Source organism: Halalkalibacillus halophilus DSM 18494 (genome assembly GCF_000423105.1).
Lineage (GTDB): Bacteria > Bacillota > Bacilli > Bacillales > Alkalibacillaceae > Halalkalibacillus > Halalkalibacillus halophilus.
In genome coordinates this window covers 1-17166 of record NZ_AUHI01000007.1, presented here as the reverse complement: position 1 = coordinate 17166, position 17166 = coordinate 1, and the positions used below count along the sequence as shown (strand labels likewise).

The window sequence follows — 17166 nt, the reverse complement described above, 5'->3', positions numbered from 1 at the left end:
TGCCATTTTAAATAATGACAGTGTTTTCCTATTCCATATGTTGCATTAAAAACGACCCTAACGTATCCATATATCTACTAGGATAAAGTGCATAGGCTTCCCCGTGCCCTGCATCTTTGAAAATATGAATCTCTTTTTCTCCTGAAGTATTTTCATAAAGTTCTTCTGCCATATAAGTTGGGACAAACATATCGTTATCCCCATGTAAATAAAGTACAGGTAAATTTGTCTGTTTCACTTGATCTAATGCAGAAGCTTCACTCAACGTATATCCAGCTTGTAAATTAGTTACCATATTCGTAGTAGGTAGGATTGGGAACGATGGAAGGTTGTACATTCGTTCCATTTGATACTTAAACAAGTCATAGCTACTCGTATACGGACTATCAGCAACAACAGCCTTCACATTATCAGGCAATTCTTCCCCGCTTGCCATTAATACAGTAGCAGCTCCCATAGATAAACCGTGTAACACAATTTCCGCATCTTCCCCTTGCTGTTCAATAACTTTCTGCACCCAATCAACAATATCTAAACGGTCATGCCAACCAAAGCCTATATAATCGCCTTCACTATTACCATGGCCACGCAAATCCGGTTTAAGTGTATTGTATCCTAGCTCCTCATAATAGTGCTCCCCGTATAAAGCCATATCACGAGACCTTCCTAAATAACCGTGCGCAAAAATCACCGTTCGATTCGTCATTTCTTCCGCTTGCAAATACTTTCCCTCTAAAGTCAAACCATCAAAGGACTGAATTTCCCACGTTTCAAAAGTTTGGTCACGATACCATTCACGCCAACCACCTTCTAAAAAAACATCCATCGCATCTGCGGACACCTCTAGATCTTGATTCCCCACTAAGAAGTCTTTTTGTTCTCGTTTAATTGCCAAGTCATAGAAATAGAAGCCCGCTATGATATCAGCAATCAAAAGGATCGACAACAAACCGACTGTCAATTTGAACCATCTCTTTTTCTTCACAACTCTGCTCCTTTCGACTTTCTCTTACTTCTATTATACTAGAAAATCGAATTTTCGGAATACTGAAATTTTTGGAAGAGGTATTTAGACATATGTTTCTACCAGTTCATACACCATATTGAAGGTATATTAGAGCTTAAACGTGTCTAAAATGTAAATAAAAAAGATGGAGACTAAATGAATGAATCAAACGCTATGGGACCTATTAGTTGTTTTTGGAAGAATAATTACCATTCTCCCTTTACTTTTAATTGTCATCATTTATATGGGAAAAAGAGCTGTTGGCCAGCTTCCTATCTTTGACTTCCTCATAATAATCACATTAGGATCCATTGTTGGTGCAGATATTGCTGATCCTGGTGTGAATCATTTACCTACTGCATTTGCAGTAGTTTTAATTGGGGTTATTCAAAAGATTGTGTCCAAATTAAAACTTCAGAATAGGCGCTTTGGAAAACTACTAACATTTGAACCCACCGTGATCATCCAAGATGGAAAGTTGTTGCCTGAGAACTTGAAAAAAGAAAGTTATTCCATTGATAGTATTTTGCAAATGCTACGTGAAAAAGATGTCTTTGATGTAAGTGAGGTAGAAACAGCAACAATCGAAGCTAATGGTGCATTAAGTGTCTTGAAGAAGCCTGCGCATTTAGGAGTTACCATTGAAGATCTAAATTTATCTAAATCCTCCAACCTGCAATTTCCTGTTATTATGGAAGGCGAAGTTTACGAAAATGTATTACAACAATTTGGACTCTCCAGCAGGTGGGTATATCAAGAACTAGAAAAGAAAGGTATAAAAAAAGTTGATGAAGTGTTTTTCGCCTCCATCAACAATCAATTAGAACTATTCGTTTCTCCAGCTAATGTTAAAACAAATGTACCTTTTATCAGACATTAAATCTCAAGTTTCTAATTGCTACCTCACAACTTACTTGTCTTGATCCTTTGCCTTTTTAAATAAGACTTCTGGAATCATTTCAAAGCCGTCAATAACAGTGTTTTCTTCTACTTCTAACATTAAAGAAAGCTTTCCATTCATCTGAACTTGGCGAACATATTTTAGATCTTGGGGACTAATAGAGATATCTGCAATTTTCGTTTTTATCTTAATCGACTTAGACGTATACTTTGGAACGATATTATTTGCTTTTATCTCATATTTTTCGTCATCGATGACTTGTTTAAAAGCTGTTTCTACTTTCTCTGAATCAACATCTTTTACACCACTACTAGTCAGCACACGTTCGACATCTTTATAATCTAATTTCGGTGCTTCTTCTTCCTCGTTTTCTTCAATGGTTCGGTGCACTTCATCATAAACTTGCGAGAGAGTTGAGGTGTTGATTTGGTTTCCAGAAACCCGCTTCACTATCTCTTCAAACACACCTTTATCTTCTTTGGCAGTCATGATCTCTTCTGCATTAATTACTTCTTCGATAAATTCCTCATCTAGCTCATTCGCTTTTCCAGAGGCGTATAAAATATGATTAACGTCTTGCGCATTATCCGTAATGGTTGGGAATAAAAAACCGGAAATAGGTGATTTCAAATCAATAATCGGGTCTACAACAACATTATATTTGAATTCTTTCTGCACATAATCAAATAACAATTCCTTTTTCGGTTCTTGTGTCTTATTCATACTACATAAAATAAATGGATGAGAATAAACGGTGTCCAGACCGCTTTCTTCCGCTTCTGCATTACTCGCTTTCATCGGCTTTCGGTATTCCCCGCGAATAAACGTGACAACGATATCCATTTCATACTGTTGATGATTCAACATCTTCTCGACAATTTTAAGCATTTCAGCTGTCCAGTCCTCTGCGCTTTGACCCAAAAGCCCTTGATGCAACATAAGCTGGCTACTATTTTCTACATCTCTTTGAAATTTTAATTCGAATAACTTTTCATCTAACTGACCTGTAAGTACTTTTTTAAAATTGTTCATAAACAACTCTTTCTGCTCTTCTTCTAACAGGTCAAAAGCTAAACTCTGATAGTGATAAATTTCACTAGATTCTTTCATAATATAAACGTTAAAAATATCATTGATTTTCATTAATTCATTATCTAACTTAAACTGTTTTCTTATATTTGCGATGTCTTTTTTATTCATGTTCTAGCACCCCTATGTAGATTTTCGGTGTGTTAAGTTGGCACACATCTACTCATCTTATCATAGAAATCACATGATATGAGCCTAGAAAATAGGTTACTGTTTATTTTTTTCCTCATTAGATGTACCTAATGCTTTCATAAAATAAGCTGTTGGAAGAAGTACACCTAAATACTTGCTTCAACCAACGCAAAAAATCGTGCTGGCCCAACCGGCACAAGATCCCCATAACCAACGGAGAGGATTGTTTCACCACTAAAATATAATGCATTTAGGAATGTTACTGGAGCAGGATCTCCTGAATTGGTTTCAATTACTACATTATTAATTCCTAATGCATAATATAAAACACCGAAACCTACCGTGATTCCGGTTAATACAATGAATAATTTCATGAACAAAACCGAACTAAAATAACTGTATTTATAAGACTTGTTAGTGAAGAAATAATACAAATTCACCACAATAAAAATACCTGCTAATGCTATTAATAATGTCGCCATCTAACCCCTCCTCCTATTTAAATCTCCTGAATTAAAAGTCGATAAACCTTTTTAAGAAACCAATATGTAACCTTTTAATACAATTTAACCTATGCTAGGTTCTAACTAAAAAATGGTAAGTACTGCAAAGAGTACTCACCATTTCTATTAAATTTATCATACGATATCCCAAGTGACAGCAATACCTCTTCTGACATCACGATTCACTTTTTTCCCTAACAGCACATTATAATACTTTGGAGGTATTCCATGTCCAGGCCGAATTGCTTTTAGGTTTTCTTTTGTGAATCGTTCCCCTTCCTTCATATCTTTCGTAACATAAAGTGAACGGCGATATTTCATAGAGGCTTCTTCCTCTTTAGTCGCACCATACGTTACTCCGCCGAGTGCTTGCCATGCCCTTTGTACTTCCGTTGTCAGGTTTAAGAGTTCATCAGGCTCTAAGGAAAAACTTGCATCTACTCCACCATCACTGCGCCAAAGGGTAAGATGCTTTTCAATGACTGTTGCTCCTAATGCCACACTCGCTACAGCCACCCCACTCCCCATCGTATGATCTGATAACCCTACTTCACATTGGAAAAGTTCTCTCATATGAGGAATTGTGCGTATATTAGTGTTTTCTGGCGTTGCCGGATAGGTACTAGTACATTTTAGTAGAATTAAATTTTCGCAACCTGATTCCCGAGCGGCATTAACTGTTTCTTCAATCTCCCCAGCAGTACACAAGCCGGTTGAGATAATCATTGGTTTTTTAGTTTGGGCAACTTTTCTTATTAAAGGTAGATCTGTACATTCGAAAGAGGCAATTTTGTAACAAGGGGTTTGAATGGATTCCAAGAAATCGACTGCTGTTTCATCGAATGGGGTACTAAAACCGATCATTCCTAATTCTTTGCAGCGGTCAAATATAGGTTGATGCCATTCCCATGGAGTGTGCGCTTTTTTATACAACTCAAATAGCGATTGACCGTTCCAAGGGCTGTTATCATCTTGAATAATAAATTCCTCTCTTGCGTCATCGAGCGTCATCGTTTCTGCAGTGAAGGTTTGAATTTTTATTGCGTCAGCTCCAGCTTTTGCAGCAGCATCTACAATCTCTAGTGCTCGTGTTAAGGAGTGGTTATGATTCCCTGACATTTCTGCAATGATAAAAGGTGGATTACCTGAACCTATTTTGCGTTCACCTATTTTCATTTCATTCATTTTCTTCCCCCTTTCTATTATACCTTTTGAATAGTTTATCTTTTGAAATCTCCCATTGACTTGAAAAAATCGCCATTGGAATGATATCTACGTAGTTGTTATTTTTTCTTAAATGATTTTTAAACAAACCTTCTTCTTTGAACCCTAACTTTTTATGATAAGATAGACTGCCAGTATTTGTTGAGATCACTTCAGCACAAACTTTATTCAATTTAATTTCTTCGAATATTTTATTTAATGCTAACATCCCCATAATTGTTCCGGAGCCTTTAGGGGCGGAATCATCTCCAATATAAAACCCCCAATAACACCTGGAATGTTCCGGGTTAATATTAGAAATACTCACTAATCCTAATGGCTGAGCGAATCTATAGAAGATCCATACTCTCAACCTAGAATCCGCACTTACTTTCTGGTACCACTTATAGTGTTCACTCCATGATATTTGTTTTTCAGTGTACATAACGGATCTAATTCGATCTGAATTTCTCCAGCGCAACACTAAAAACAAATCATTAGAAGTTAGTTCTTTTAATTGAAATTCATCTATACTAACCATCACTCTTCTCCTTTGAGTAATAGATTAACTAGTGCACTTTCATCAAAATCTTTCATTATTGACCGGGCTTCTTTCTCCATTTTTTTCACCTTGAGAGGGGAATTCATCAAATGCTGAAGTCGGGCTGTTATGTCCATTGGCTTCACATCCTCACTCTTTCCAAGGTGTTCAATCACTCCCCTTTCTGAAAGCAAGGATAAGATTTCAGATTGATTATCTGCAGTCTCAATAGTCAATGAAGGTAATCCCATAAAGCAACGCTCCCAAGTAGTACTCCCACCAGCCCCAATAGCCAAGTCTGCTTGAAACATCAGTTTTGCTATATAATCAACTTGGAAATGAATAGTTGCTTCAGGTATGAATTCACATATATCTTTTATATCCGAGAAGTTCGGGTTTGTGTCCCCAATCACTACGTCTACTATGATTTCGGGTCGATCCATGACATGAATCGCTTGAAGCACTTTAAAAGTTTCATTTGTTGGATCGCTCCCTCCAAAAGAAATTAAAATCCTTTTCACTTTTCCATTCCTAGCTCTCGTACATCTTTTCTCTCTAAATTCTTGTCTGAGTAAACAGTACTTCGGACCCGATAAAACCACCGTGCCTTCTGTGACTAGATTCAAGTATTTACACGGCCCCATTTTGGCTACATTTTGGTCTAATAAAAGCGCACATTCATGTAATCGATTTGCTAAATCATCGATTACCATCAGACGATTTACATACGGCTTGATCATTCGTTCCCATTTGATTTCAAGTGAGTAATGATCCACAATTAGCCAGCTTACTTTCACCTGTTTGGATAGTAACTCAATCGTTTCTTTTGCATCTGTTTCCCAATTCTTCTCGATCCATTTTTGTAAATTTGTTTGTGCGTTTTTGTATTGCGGTAAAGTCCATACTTCGAACCCCTTTTGTTCTATAACCTTTATCATATGACCTGAAGTCTCTCTACATATAAAAATTACATGACACTGGTGTTGGCGTAAATCTTCTGCAAGTACTAAACAACGCATGACATGACCTGTGCTGATATCCACGGAGGCATCTGTTCGAATAAAAATATTCATGTTCTCACGCTTTCATTCTCGTTTTTGTTCAATATGGGAATTGATCTGTTTCCATGCAGGTTTCTTCTCTAACAAATGAATACAATCTTCCATTGTAAAGTGTGGTAGGACTGGATAGATTGCTTCGATCATATTTTTCACAAGGGCAAAATCCTCCCGTGTGTCCACTGTCCATCGAAAAGAACTATAATCTTTATTGTGAGTAACATTAAATAATTTAAAAGAACTCGAATGAGTAGTTATATAACGCGTGACATGTTCTCGGTCAATCTTTGACTTCGCTTGAGCATGCGACGCTTCTAGTGCTTGAAACGAAAACACTTCTGTATCCATTCCACGGGGATAAGTTCGTTGCAATGTGTTGGAAGCGTATTGTACAGCGTCCTTTTGTTTCAAATAATTTTTCATAACTGTATCAATAACCTGTGGATCAATAACCGGACAATCGCCAGTAAATCGTGCTATGACATCAGCCCTGTGATATTTGGCTGCTTTATAATATCGATCTAACACATCCTCTTCCTCTCCCCTGTAAAAGGGAAGGTGGAGTGATTGACATAGCTCTACGATTTCGTCATCCCTTGCTTGATCCGTAGTAGCAACTATTACCTCATCTAATAGTGTAGAGCGTTTTATACGTTCGACCTGATAGGCAAGCAATGGCTTTCCAAGAACTTCCTTTAGAACCTTTCCCTTTAATCTACTTGATCCCATTCGAGCCTGTATAATTCCAACTTTTTTCATCGTTTTCTCTCACTCCACAGCATAATATGAAATAACTTTCTTCACTCCAGCGATTACGTCCTCGACATCCCTATTAGTCATTTTCGGAAACAACGGAAGGGTTATTACCTCTTCGTAAAGACTTTCGGTATGAGGGCATAACCCCTTTTTATAACCCAGGTGTTGATAATAGGGCTGAAAGTAAACGGGAATGTAGTGAACATTCACCCCTATATTTTCTGCTTGTAATGCTTTATATATTTCCTCACGGGTGCCATTCAATTTGTTTAGTTTTAAGCGAATGATGTACAAGTGCCAACTTGAACTACTTTCAAACCTTTGATATGGAGTTACGATCTCCTTTAAATGTTCCAATGCAGAAGTATAATTCTTTGCATATGACTTTCTTTTCTCCAGAAACAAAGGTAATTTTTTCATTTGACTTACTCCTAAAGAAGCTTGCAGATCAGTCATTCGATAATTAAATCCAAGTGATTGCATTTCGTAATACCAAGGTTTATTCTTTTCTTTTATTTTCGATGAATCACGGATGATCCCATGACTTCTAAAATCCACTAACTTTTTATAGAGCGCTTCATCATTTGTTGTAATCATGCCACCTTCACCTGTAGTGATGTGTTTAACTGGGTGAAAGCTGAACATAGTCATATCTGCAATGGTTCCAATATATTCCCCTTTATAATTAGCACCTAAAGCATGTGCCGCATCATCAATTACTACTAAATTGTGTTCTTCTGCCAAAGACATGATCGCATCATATTCAGATGGCTGCCCAGTGAAATCAACAGTTATAATCGCTTTAGTATTTTTAGTAAGGAGATTTTTAATAGATTCTGGGGAAATTGTATATGCTCGGGGATCAATATCTGCGAAGACGGGCGAACCACCCATATATAAGATGCTATTTGATGTTGCTGCAAAAGTCATAGCTGAAGTGATTACTTCATCTCCCTTTCCGACTCCTGCAGCATAACAAGCTCCATGTAAAGCAGCAGTGCCACTCGAAAAAGCTACAGCATATTTTGCACCTACGAACTCTGCGACAGCCTTTTCAAATTGACCGATAGCAGGTCCAGTTGTAATAAAATCATTTTTTAACGTATTTACCACTGCATGAATATCCTCTTCATCTATCCATTGCTGGCCGTAAGGTAAATAAGAATCTCTAATGGGTGTACCCCCGAAAATCGCTAGTTCTTTCTTTTTATCCATGTTATTCCCTCTCCATGACCTAAATCAGAGTAGTAGATTTAATCCATTCCTCCGTCTTTCGAATCCCTGTTTCTAAATCAAAATCCGGGTGCCAACCTAGCAGTTTATTTGCCTTGCTGGAATCACATAATAGCTTTTGAATTTCACTTTGTGGATGAATATGCTCTACATATTTAATCCGTGAATGATCTCCACTAATTAATTTTGCAAGCTCTTTAATACTGACATCCATACCTAGTCCAGCATTCACAATCTCCCCATTCACCTGATCAGAGTAACCGGCAGTAACTACGAACCTCGCACAATCTTCTACATATAAGAGATCTCGCGTTTGCAACCCATCTCCGTAAATTTGTAGCGGTTTATTAGCCAGCTTATTTTTAAGAAAAACAGCAACAACTCCACCTTCGCCCCCTGTTTTCTGATAGGGTCCATACGTATTGAATGGTCTGATAATCGTAACTGGAAGACCATACGCATAATAGTAGGATAAAACCATGTTCTCCGCTGCAAGTTTTGAACCGGCATACGGTGACGCTGGTTTTACTGGATTTTGTTCGGTTATTCCATCTTTCGATTTCGCCATTTCATATACCATACATGTACTCATAAACACCATCTTTACTTGGTGATGCTTGCATTGTTCTAGAATATTAAACGTTCCAATCACATCATTATCGAAAGTCTTTTTTGGAAGATCTATACTATCCTGTACATTAATGCTCGCCGCCAAATGATAACAAACATCAAATTTATTTCGGAACAACTCACGAAGTACTTGAGTATCTTTAATGTCTCCTTCTACAAACTCTACAAAGTTTTTACCAGTTTTGATCTCTTGTAAATTTTCCACACGCCCATTGGAAAGATCATCTAACACCCACACTTGATGGCCATCTTTTATTAGTAAGTCTACAACCCATCTTCCAATAAACCCCGCTCCTCCTGTTACAAGAACCTTCAACTTATTCACACTCCTTCCTAATCGTTCTCCATTTATTTTATTCACTCAAGTAAAACAAGTTCATGGCAGATCTACTAGCATAAATCCCTATTTTAAGTTGCTGTATCATTTGCTAAGTCTATTCACTAACTCTTGTAGACGATTACCTGAGGAACCTACATTAGGATAGGCATATTTCAAAAATTCCTCTCTCGCATTGTCAATTGATTTTTTCCAACTTTCATCATTGAAATAGTTGATGATTTGTACCGCTAACCTTTGAGGATCTTTCTGAACTGCTTCTCCAAGAGCATCAAAGTAACCGGTATAACTCGGTAACCGTGTATGCATAATGAAGACTGGTTTATGAATTAACATAGCTTCGAGTCCAACTGTTGAAGTATAGGAAATTACACCATCTACAATAGGTAGAAGATCATAAAGTTCTTCATTTTTTGTCGACTGGGCAAAAGGATAACGCTTAACTAATTCATGGGAAGGATTACTGGGAAAGTCTTTGATTAATATATTCATATCGAGTTCTTTTGATTTAGAAATCGTATCTAGGAGAATTTTCCACTTCTCTATGTGACGATTTCCTCTCACAATAACCATTAAGGTTTTCTTTTTTGTGTTTAGTCCTAACTTTTTGTACATGTTCTGTTTATTAGGGATTTTATTTTCGAATAATTGGTCAAATCTTGGGTGTCCAATGATCTCAAGTGATTCAACCGGTGCACCCATTTTTTTATACCAGTCGACCTCATATTGACCATAGACGGGATCTACTGTCGCAATCTTTGGCAAGTAACCAAACTCATTGGCGACAATGCCATGTTGTATACAAATGGTTGGAATTCCTCGTTCAGCTGCAACTAATGCAACAACACGACTGAAATGATTAGGGCTAGAAATAATAATACAAGAAGCTGTTACATCATCTAACATTCGATTACTAATCTCAATTTGATTGGCCACATCAGCTGCTTTTCTTAGAAGTAGTTTCTGAAAATACTCTTTACCATATAGGTGATGACCTTTATACGCTTTAAGAATCTGTCTTAACTGATTTTGAATAATGATCTTCTGCTTCTTTATATTAATTTGGTATTCACTAATATATTTATTAGGGATACGTGTTGGAGTTATTATTGATTTTTCTTTATTGCTAGTTTTGACTATCACCGTATTGGATGGGGGAAAGTAGTCTTGGTAGGTTTGATCTGGTAAGCGAATCAGCCGGTCACCTATCACTATTACTTTCCCTTCTGCTTTTTTAGCTGAAGGGGACTGTTTATGTGATTGAAAGTACTGCGTAAAGATTTGTTGGAACTCTTTTTGGTCCGTAATTTGTCTTGCCAGCCTTTCTGCAAATGCATCCTGATGAAAAGCATTCCACACTTCAGGTCTTTTTCGAATCAACGAAGGAAAGTGGATCAAATATGATAAGGAAAGCCCTCTATATGTCACCTTTTGAAAATCAAGAATAAATTCGAGGTATAATGACCAATAATTTTTAATATACGTATTCATGATTACCTCCTAGAAAAGTCTATCTCGTAAGCTTTGTAACTAATTGCTTAAGTCTTTCTGAAGAACTAGTGACAACGGGATAAGCATACTTCAGAAATCTTCTTTGTCTTGCCCTCGCATAATTTCTAAAAGATGGATCACTAAAGTGTTTTCTAATTAATTTCCCTAATACCTTAGGGTCTGAATGAATTAGTCGGTCTAAGGATAGGTAATAATCTGTATAGCCTTTTACTTGATTATTCAAAATAAATACTGGCTTTTTCGCAAGCATTGCTTCAAGTCCAACTGTAGATGGATAAGCTACAACCGCTTCTACATGAGGAAAAATGTCATAAATAGAATAGCCTTCTGTAGAATGAACAAAAGCATATTCCTTTGTTAACGGGTGAGCTGTTTTGCTAGGGTAGTTTTTAATAATGATATTTATCTTCATCCCTTTTATTGTTTCAATAAATGTTCGCCATAACTTTATATCCTGCTCCCCTCGACAAACAATCATTAGTGTCGGACGATTGGAGTTCAACCCGAGACGACGCTCAAACTTCAATCGATTCACTGTGAGGCGTTCAAAAGCTTGATCGAACCTCGGATGACCGATTATTTCGATGGATTTCTTTGGTGCACCAATTTTTTTATACCAATCCACCTCGAACTTCCCGTAGACAGCATCTACAGTAGCGAGTTTGGGAAGATATCCGAATTCACTAGCGATGATTCCATGTTGCATGCAAATCGTTGGTATACCCTTGCTAGAGGCTACTAAGGCGAGAATTCTACTAATATATCCATGAGTAGTAGAAACGACGACGCAAGATACAGAATGCGTATTAAAAAATTGACGTGATTGTTCAAGTCTATTAATAATCTCTGGAATCGTTCTCAAGAAGTGCGTTTGAAAATTTTCATCTTGATACAACGGATGATTTTTATGTGCATGAAAAATTTTGCGTGCATCATTTTGAACTTTTGCAATCGATTCAGGTGTTGCTGTTTTATAGTTCGATAAAAAACGAATAGGAAATTTATGATGGAAGACCTTATTGGGTACTGTTTGTACTGGTGCCTTCGTTTTTCCTGCTGGAGGAGCCGAAATAACTCTAGATTTTCCTTGTTTCTTTTTTTTATTGGAATGTTTACTTTTATTTGTACCTGCTTGAAGAATCATCGTATTAGAATTAGAGAAATTCCTTCGAATAGCTAAAGGGGAAATACGCAACAGTTTATCCTGATGAAAAACTACTGCACCACTTTTATGCTTCTGTTTTAAGCTACCTCGATGCTTTGAGGTAAACTGATTAAAGACATCCTGCACTTCTTTGCGATCATTTACATGAATCTTTAAGTGCTTAGAGAATTTCTTATCCGCTAATGCGTTCCATAAAGTTTTATTGTTACTAACAAAGCTATAAAAATGACCAAATAAATAAGGGATCGAATACCCATTGTAAGTCAGTGCTTCAAAGTCTTTTAGAAAATCTAAATACAAAGACCAGTAATTTTTTATTTGTGTATCCATGGTTTACCTCCTGTCTTGAGTTTTCTCTATTAAATCAAACCCGCTTCTTTAAGCAACATTCGTAATTCTTCTATTGAAAGAGCTTGCTTGCCACTAGAACTATAGGTTCCATGGAGAGCCTTTTTTGCTTTACGAGGCGGAGAACTGTTCGTAAATCCGGGAATGAAAAACATATGATCTAGCTCCCATGCAAGCTTTGATTCATCATAAGTCATTAATTCTTCATACCATTTCTCCCCTGGTTTCAGCCCAGTAACTTCCACTTCGATTTCCGCTTGATTGAATCCATATTTTTCACACACTTCTTCCACTAAGATGTTTGCTAAGTCACCTAGTTTAATGACAGGCATTTTTAACACATAGACTTCTCCTCCTTTTGCTTCTTCTAAGGATTTAACAGTCAGATTAGTTGCCTGTACCAACGTCATCATAAATCGTGTCATGTTCTCATCAGTAACTTCTATTTTCTTATCATTAATGATTTTATTTTTAAACAGAGGGATGACCGAACCTCTTGACCCCATTACATTACCGAAGCGCACACTAGCAAACACGGTAGAATGATTTTTTATATAAAATTCTGTAGCCGTAATCATTTTCTCTCCAATTAATTTAGTAGCCCCATACGTATTAGTTGGGGAAATAGCTTTATCTGAACTTGTAAAAATAACCTTTTTAACACTCTGTGCGATTGCACCCCTGATCACGTTTTTCGTTCCATGAATATTTGTTTTCACAGCTTCATCTGGGTTCATTTCACAAGCATCTACTCGTTTCATAGCAGCTAAGTGAAACACATAATCAATATCCTCCATGGCATGTAAAACACTCTCATACTCCCTGATATCTCCAATAACATATCGTACCTCTTCTTTGTAACCAATTTCTGATTGAAGCTGTTGTTGTTTATACTCATCCCGACTAAATATTTTAATATACTGTACTTGTTCTTTTAGTAAGTATTTCAATATGCTTTTTCCTATTGTTCCTGTACCACCAGTAATAAGTATCTTTTTATTTTTATAAAACACTCACGGGTCCTCCTTTCCTTAACCAAACTGTTTACCTAACTAGTGTTCTATTTATGTATATTTCATTTTCAGTCAAACCGATAAAGCTTCAAGCCTACTAAATCAACCCATTTTCCCTTTTAACAACAAAAATAGTTGCCCTTCTTGACGCTTTACTAGGTCATCTATCACATATTAAAAAAACTTCAATATTATATTAATGTGATAAAAATCGGAATGGTTGAACGGAAAGGAGATCGATTGAATGGTAGAAAAATCGAAACAAAATGAGGGTGCGGAAATGAACGATGTACAGATAGAATTAAGCAATATATTATTAGCGATCAAGGAGTTAAAAGAGGAATTAACAGGCATGAAAGGAAAAATAGAAGGACAGGAAGAGAAACAACTGCTTGAAGAGATGAAGCAAATAGTAGATCATACAGAATCCAATATAGATAAGTTAATGAAGGAGATTGCCTCCCGTAAAAAAGATTTTATAGCACTAAAAGAATTATTGATTGACGATAAGGAAAACGTAAAGCTTCAGTCAGAATATAGTATTTTGCAAAATATACTTCAGAACATCACACCGCCTGCTGACCTTAATACAACACAAGCAAACAATAACCAACGTAAGAAATCAAACTCATCATTATATAGAAAGCCCAAACCAAGAAACCCAAACGCTAAACAAACAAAAGATAAGTTACAAAAGAACCAATCCATTTCAAGAAGATATAGATCAAAGCCTTCGCTGAATAATCAATACGTCTCAACGAAACATATGCCTAAAGCTATTTCGCCATCATTTAGAATGAGATAATTCAAGATATGGTAGGCAAAGATTACGAAAAGGTTCCTACAATTGCCCTGTCAAAAATTGATGAATTCCTTATAATATACTAGATGTGAAAGGAGATGATTCTTTGAAAGCAAGAGACATAAGTAATAAGGAGAACTTATCAAGTTATCAGGAAAGAAGAAATAAACCGATTGATCTAACTGCGCCTGGTGTGAAATATAACACTACAAGACGTGGAGGTTGCGGGTGCGGGAAAAAAAGATAAGTTAATCCAAACCTAGAATAAATTTAACTACACCAAAAAGGTATAATTCCGCATGCAGCATTTGCGAAATTATACCTTTGAATTTTCCCCCTATTAAAATGTTCTACCTACTATGAATCTCAAAAAGATTTTTTGCTAATTTAGTAATTTTTACAGGAAAGCTATTGTCCTCTAATTTATTTAACTTTTGAAAGTAGGCTTGAATTTCCTCCTCTTGTAATGAAAATTGTCTCTTCGATTTCTTTCCTTTAGGATATAGTATTTTTTTTGGCAAAGAAGTCCCTACTGGTTCAGAGCCAAGTAATGGAATAGTGTCACATAAACTTAAAATCGATTCATAGGCATGCGTTTCCTTATCCCAATTACAATAATAAGATAATTCATCTTCACTTAAACCGCTAAAATAATCTAGATAACCACTTCTGTCGTCCTTCAAAAATATTTTGATAAAATTATGGAGCTCGTGTGCATTCCTGGCTTTTACCCCTAATTGATTTGGCATACTTATTTCGTCCTCACTTGAATAAGGTGGCACATAAGAAATAAGTCTTTTTCCAAGAAGGAACGCTTCAATACCTGATGTACACCCATTGTGAATAACAATTTGTGCAGCCATTAGCCACTTCACAATATTGCCTTCGCGGATCACATGAACATTCTTATAAGAGGAGAAGGCTTGTTGATAGGTTTTCATCGATTCACCTGGATGAGGCCTAATCACTATATTTAGATCTGGAAAGCTATCACACGTTTTTCTAATCATATCCATATAGAGATAAAACAACTTCTTAATGAGTCGAAAATGAGGATTTTCCTTTTTTCCTTTTGCAGTATTGTAACGTGAGAACCGCGTATTTATTAAGACGAAATCTCCATAAGTAACTTTTAACTTCTCTACTTCTTCCTCATAAATCGATTGAAATTTCGGCTTTAGCAGGTCGATTCTAGGATTCCCTGTGACGCGACACTTATTGTTCATTTCGGGATTAGCAGATGTAATCAAATCTTTTTGATATTTCCCCCAACAAAATTCATACGTCACGAGATCAAGAAGTTCAGAAGTCATTCTTCCAGATAAATAATTATTTCCCTGAACGAGTAAACCTTCTTCATCCAATTCGACTACATGATGTCTGGAATGTTTCGCATTTGTTATAACTTTCTTTCGAAAACCACGTGGGTATCCCTTTGAAAAAAATATACCAGCAGGCAAATGGTCAGCTGCGTTTTCCACTAAAATATGATCGCCGATAATAACATGATAACCGCGTTTTGATGCATAATATGCTAACAATAACTTAGAATCCAGCTCCCGAACTTTGATCTCTATAGGTAAGTACAGCGACCCTTTAAAATTCAATCCATTCCTACATCCTTTCTTCCTAATTAAATCATCTTAATCTTCACAGAAATAAAAGAGAGGAAAAATTACCTCTCTTTATTTCTATGTGGAGTTTTTATCCATTATTTCCATTCGATGCGACCCCGTTGGGAAATACGACAGGACACTGAAGTGGCATAGCAGGTGCAGGGCAAGGAGGGAACGGAAGAATATCTCTTGGCTGACAGAACCCAGCTACAATCTCAAGTGTGACATCAAATGTTGATTGTATACTTTGGCACAAACGAACAGTTACCGTTACATCCAACTCATCCGCTTCTGTTGTAGTACCGGTATCACAAGATGCAGTACAAACAAAGCAGTCTAAATCAGTATACGTTACGTCGATATCGGTGCCATCTGGTGCACATAGAATTACTTGCTCACAGCGTGTAAATTCTGCAGATCCAACCTCAACAGTTGTACCACCAAGCTCAGGAATTAGGTCTACAAAAATAGTTACTTCAAAGTTCTTGCGAATATTCACAAGCTGTAAAGTTACCTCTGCGCCATCTACTACAAACTCTTGATCCTCTCTGTCTAATATTACGATTGGATCGATTTCGGCAGGACTTACCACACATGAAACAGAGTCCAGATCAATATCATCACATTCTAGATCATCACCATTATTCGGATTTAGAGGTAAGTCTAAATCAGTTAAACTCAGATCAAAGTTAGCTTCATTCAGTATCCAGTCATAAACCTTCTCTGTATTTATACACAAAAGCTCTTGATCTACATCCAAATTATCATCGTGCATATTACAAACACCTCCAAAAGATTGATTTCAATTATAGCTTATGCCTACTAGACATAATGCGTTAATGAATACGCGGAGATAATATGATATTTAAAGAGATAGGTGAATATATTATTAATAATAGTCCTCCGCTCCAAACAATAATCAAATATAAATGGTCAGTGCACTACTTAAAAATCATATTAGTTCATTTATTAAATCAAAAAAATGCACATGTTGTATAGTGCAAAATAAAAGTAGTGAGAATTGCAAAGAAAACTTTAGAACGCTGTAATCGACAAAAAGCAAAAAAAAGGCTTGCCAGCCCAATCAAAACACCCTACCGTTAATGGTGACTAAACAATTAATGGTGGAGGGGAATGAAAGGATGCTGGCAATGCCTGAAGTTAATCATATCAAAAAACTAAGAAACGAGAAATCATTATCGATCAATGAAATATCAAAAAGAACGGGTTTCAGCTGGGAAACAGTAAAGAAATATGCAGATGAGGATCAATTTCCTTCGGAGATTCTCCCTAAAAAGGGCGGCATGATGTATGAAGAAAA

General features: G+C 36.5%; 17 protein-coding genes. 3 read left to right on the top strand and 14 right to left on the bottom strand.

Annotation, left to right across the window (positions count from 1 at the left end; translation table 11 throughout):
* Window positions 1-28: 28 nt before the first annotated feature.
* Window positions 29-985, bottom strand: a complete 957-nt coding sequence (locus G532_RS0104895) for an alpha/beta hydrolase (RefSeq protein WP_027963786.1) — start codon at window positions 983-985, stop codon at window positions 29-31.
* A gap of 181 nt (window positions 986-1166) precedes the next feature.
* Between G532_RS0104895 and G532_RS0104890 the strand changes: the two genes are divergently transcribed.
* Window positions 1167-1886: a DUF421 domain-containing protein gene (locus G532_RS0104890; RefSeq protein ID WP_027963785.1), complete on the top strand. Its 720-nt coding sequence runs from the start codon at window positions 1167-1169 to the stop codon at window positions 1884-1886.
* A gap of 30 nt (window positions 1887-1916) precedes the next feature.
* On the opposite strand, the gene G532_RS0104885 is transcribed toward G532_RS0104890, so the two are convergent.
* The 11 genes from G532_RS0104885 to G532_RS0104835 all read right to left on the bottom strand — a co-directional run bounded on the left by G532_RS0104885 (window position 1917) and on the right by G532_RS0104835 (window position 13427).
* Window positions 1917-3107: a DUF4317 domain-containing protein gene (locus tag G532_RS0104885; RefSeq protein WP_027963784.1), complete on the bottom strand. Its 1191-nt coding sequence runs from the start codon at window positions 3105-3107 to the stop codon at window positions 1917-1919.
* Between the two features lie 167 nt (window positions 3108-3274).
* The gene (locus tag G532_RS14790) at window positions 3275-3610 is read right to left on the bottom strand and encodes an ion channel (RefSeq protein ID WP_342662645.1); all 336 of its coding nucleotides are present in this window, start codon (window positions 3608-3610) and stop codon (window positions 3275-3277) included.
* Window positions 3611-3766: 156 nt separating this feature from the next.
* Window positions 3767-4816 carry a pseudaminic acid synthase gene (gene pseI / locus G532_RS0104875; protein ID WP_027963783.1) on the bottom strand — a complete coding sequence of 350 codons (1050 nt, stop codon included), beginning with the start codon at window positions 4814-4816 and terminating at the stop codon, window positions 3767-3769.
* The gene (gene pseH / locus G532_RS0104870) at window positions 4809-5375 is read right to left on the bottom strand and encodes a UDP-4-amino-4,6-dideoxy-N-acetyl-beta-L-altrosamine N-acetyltransferase (protein WP_027963782.1); all 567 of its coding nucleotides are present in this window, start codon (window positions 5373-5375) and stop codon (window positions 4809-4811) included. The genes pseI and pseH overlap by 8 nt, the downstream gene beginning before the upstream one ends.
* Window positions 5375-6448, bottom strand: coding sequence for a UDP-2,4-diacetamido-2,4,6-trideoxy-beta-L-altropyranose hydrolase (pseG, locus tag G532_RS0104865; protein ID WP_027963781.1), 1074 nt, complete (start codon window positions 6446-6448; stop codon window positions 5375-5377). Before pseG ends, pseH begins: the two co-directional genes overlap by 1 nt.
* 12 nt (window positions 6449-6460) lie before the next feature.
* Entirely contained in the window at window positions 6461-7192 is a 732-nt protein-coding gene (locus tag G532_RS0104860; RefSeq protein WP_027963780.1) for a cytidylyltransferase domain-containing protein, read from the bottom strand.
* Between the two features lie 9 nt (window positions 7193-7201).
* Entirely contained in the window at window positions 7202-8404 is a 1203-nt protein-coding gene (gene pseC, locus G532_RS0104855; RefSeq protein ID WP_027963779.1) for a UDP-4-amino-4,6-dideoxy-N-acetyl-beta-L-altrosamine transaminase, read from the bottom strand.
* A gap of 19 nt (window positions 8405-8423) precedes the next feature.
* Window positions 8424-9368 (bottom strand): dTDP-glucose 4,6-dehydratase, encoded by a 945-nt coding sequence (locus tag G532_RS0104850; protein WP_027963778.1) that lies wholly within the window; start codon window positions 9366-9368, stop codon window positions 8424-8426.
* A 105-nt stretch (window positions 9369-9473) separates the two neighbouring features.
* The gene (locus tag G532_RS0104845) at window positions 9474-10880 is read right to left on the bottom strand and encodes a CDP-glycerol glycerophosphotransferase family protein (protein WP_027963777.1); all 1407 of its coding nucleotides are present in this window, start codon (window positions 10878-10880) and stop codon (window positions 9474-9476) included.
* A gap of 19 nt (window positions 10881-10899) precedes the next feature.
* The gene (locus G532_RS0104840; RefSeq protein WP_027963776.1) at window positions 10900-12396 is read right to left on the bottom strand and encodes a glycosyltransferase family protein; all 1497 of its coding nucleotides are present in this window, start codon (window positions 12394-12396) and stop codon (window positions 10900-10902) included.
* Window positions 12397-12425: 29 nt separating this feature from the next.
* The gene (locus G532_RS0104835; RefSeq protein WP_027963775.1) at window positions 12426-13427 is read right to left on the bottom strand and encodes an SDR family NAD(P)-dependent oxidoreductase; all 1002 of its coding nucleotides are present in this window, start codon (window positions 13425-13427) and stop codon (window positions 12426-12428) included.
* A 244-nt stretch (window positions 13428-13671) separates the two neighbouring features.
* Here G532_RS0104835 and G532_RS0104830 point away from each other — a divergent pair, with 244 nt between their 5' ends.
* Window positions 13672-14232, top strand: a complete 561-nt coding sequence (locus G532_RS0104830; RefSeq protein WP_027963774.1) for a hypothetical protein — start codon at window positions 13672-13674, stop codon at window positions 14230-14232.
* 103 nt (window positions 14233-14335) lie between these two features.
* A complete protein-coding gene (locus tag G532_RS16005) occupies window positions 14336-14476 on the top strand; it encodes a hypothetical protein (protein ID WP_156882538.1) in 141 nt (46 codons plus the stop codon).
* Between the two features lie 103 nt (window positions 14477-14579).
* Here G532_RS16005 and G532_RS0104820 read toward each other — a convergent pair whose 3' ends face one another.
* The gene (locus tag G532_RS0104820; protein WP_027963773.1) at window positions 14580-15836 is read right to left on the bottom strand and encodes a surface carbohydrate biosynthesis protein; all 1257 of its coding nucleotides are present in this window, start codon (window positions 15834-15836) and stop codon (window positions 14580-14582) included.
* A gap of 97 nt (window positions 15837-15933) precedes the next feature.
* On the bottom strand, window positions 15934-16620 hold the full coding sequence (locus tag G532_RS0104815) for a BMQ_0737 family morphogenetic spore coat protein (RefSeq protein WP_027963772.1): 687 nt from the start codon (window positions 16618-16620) through the stop codon (window positions 15934-15936).
* Window positions 16621-17166 lie beyond the last annotated feature (546 nt).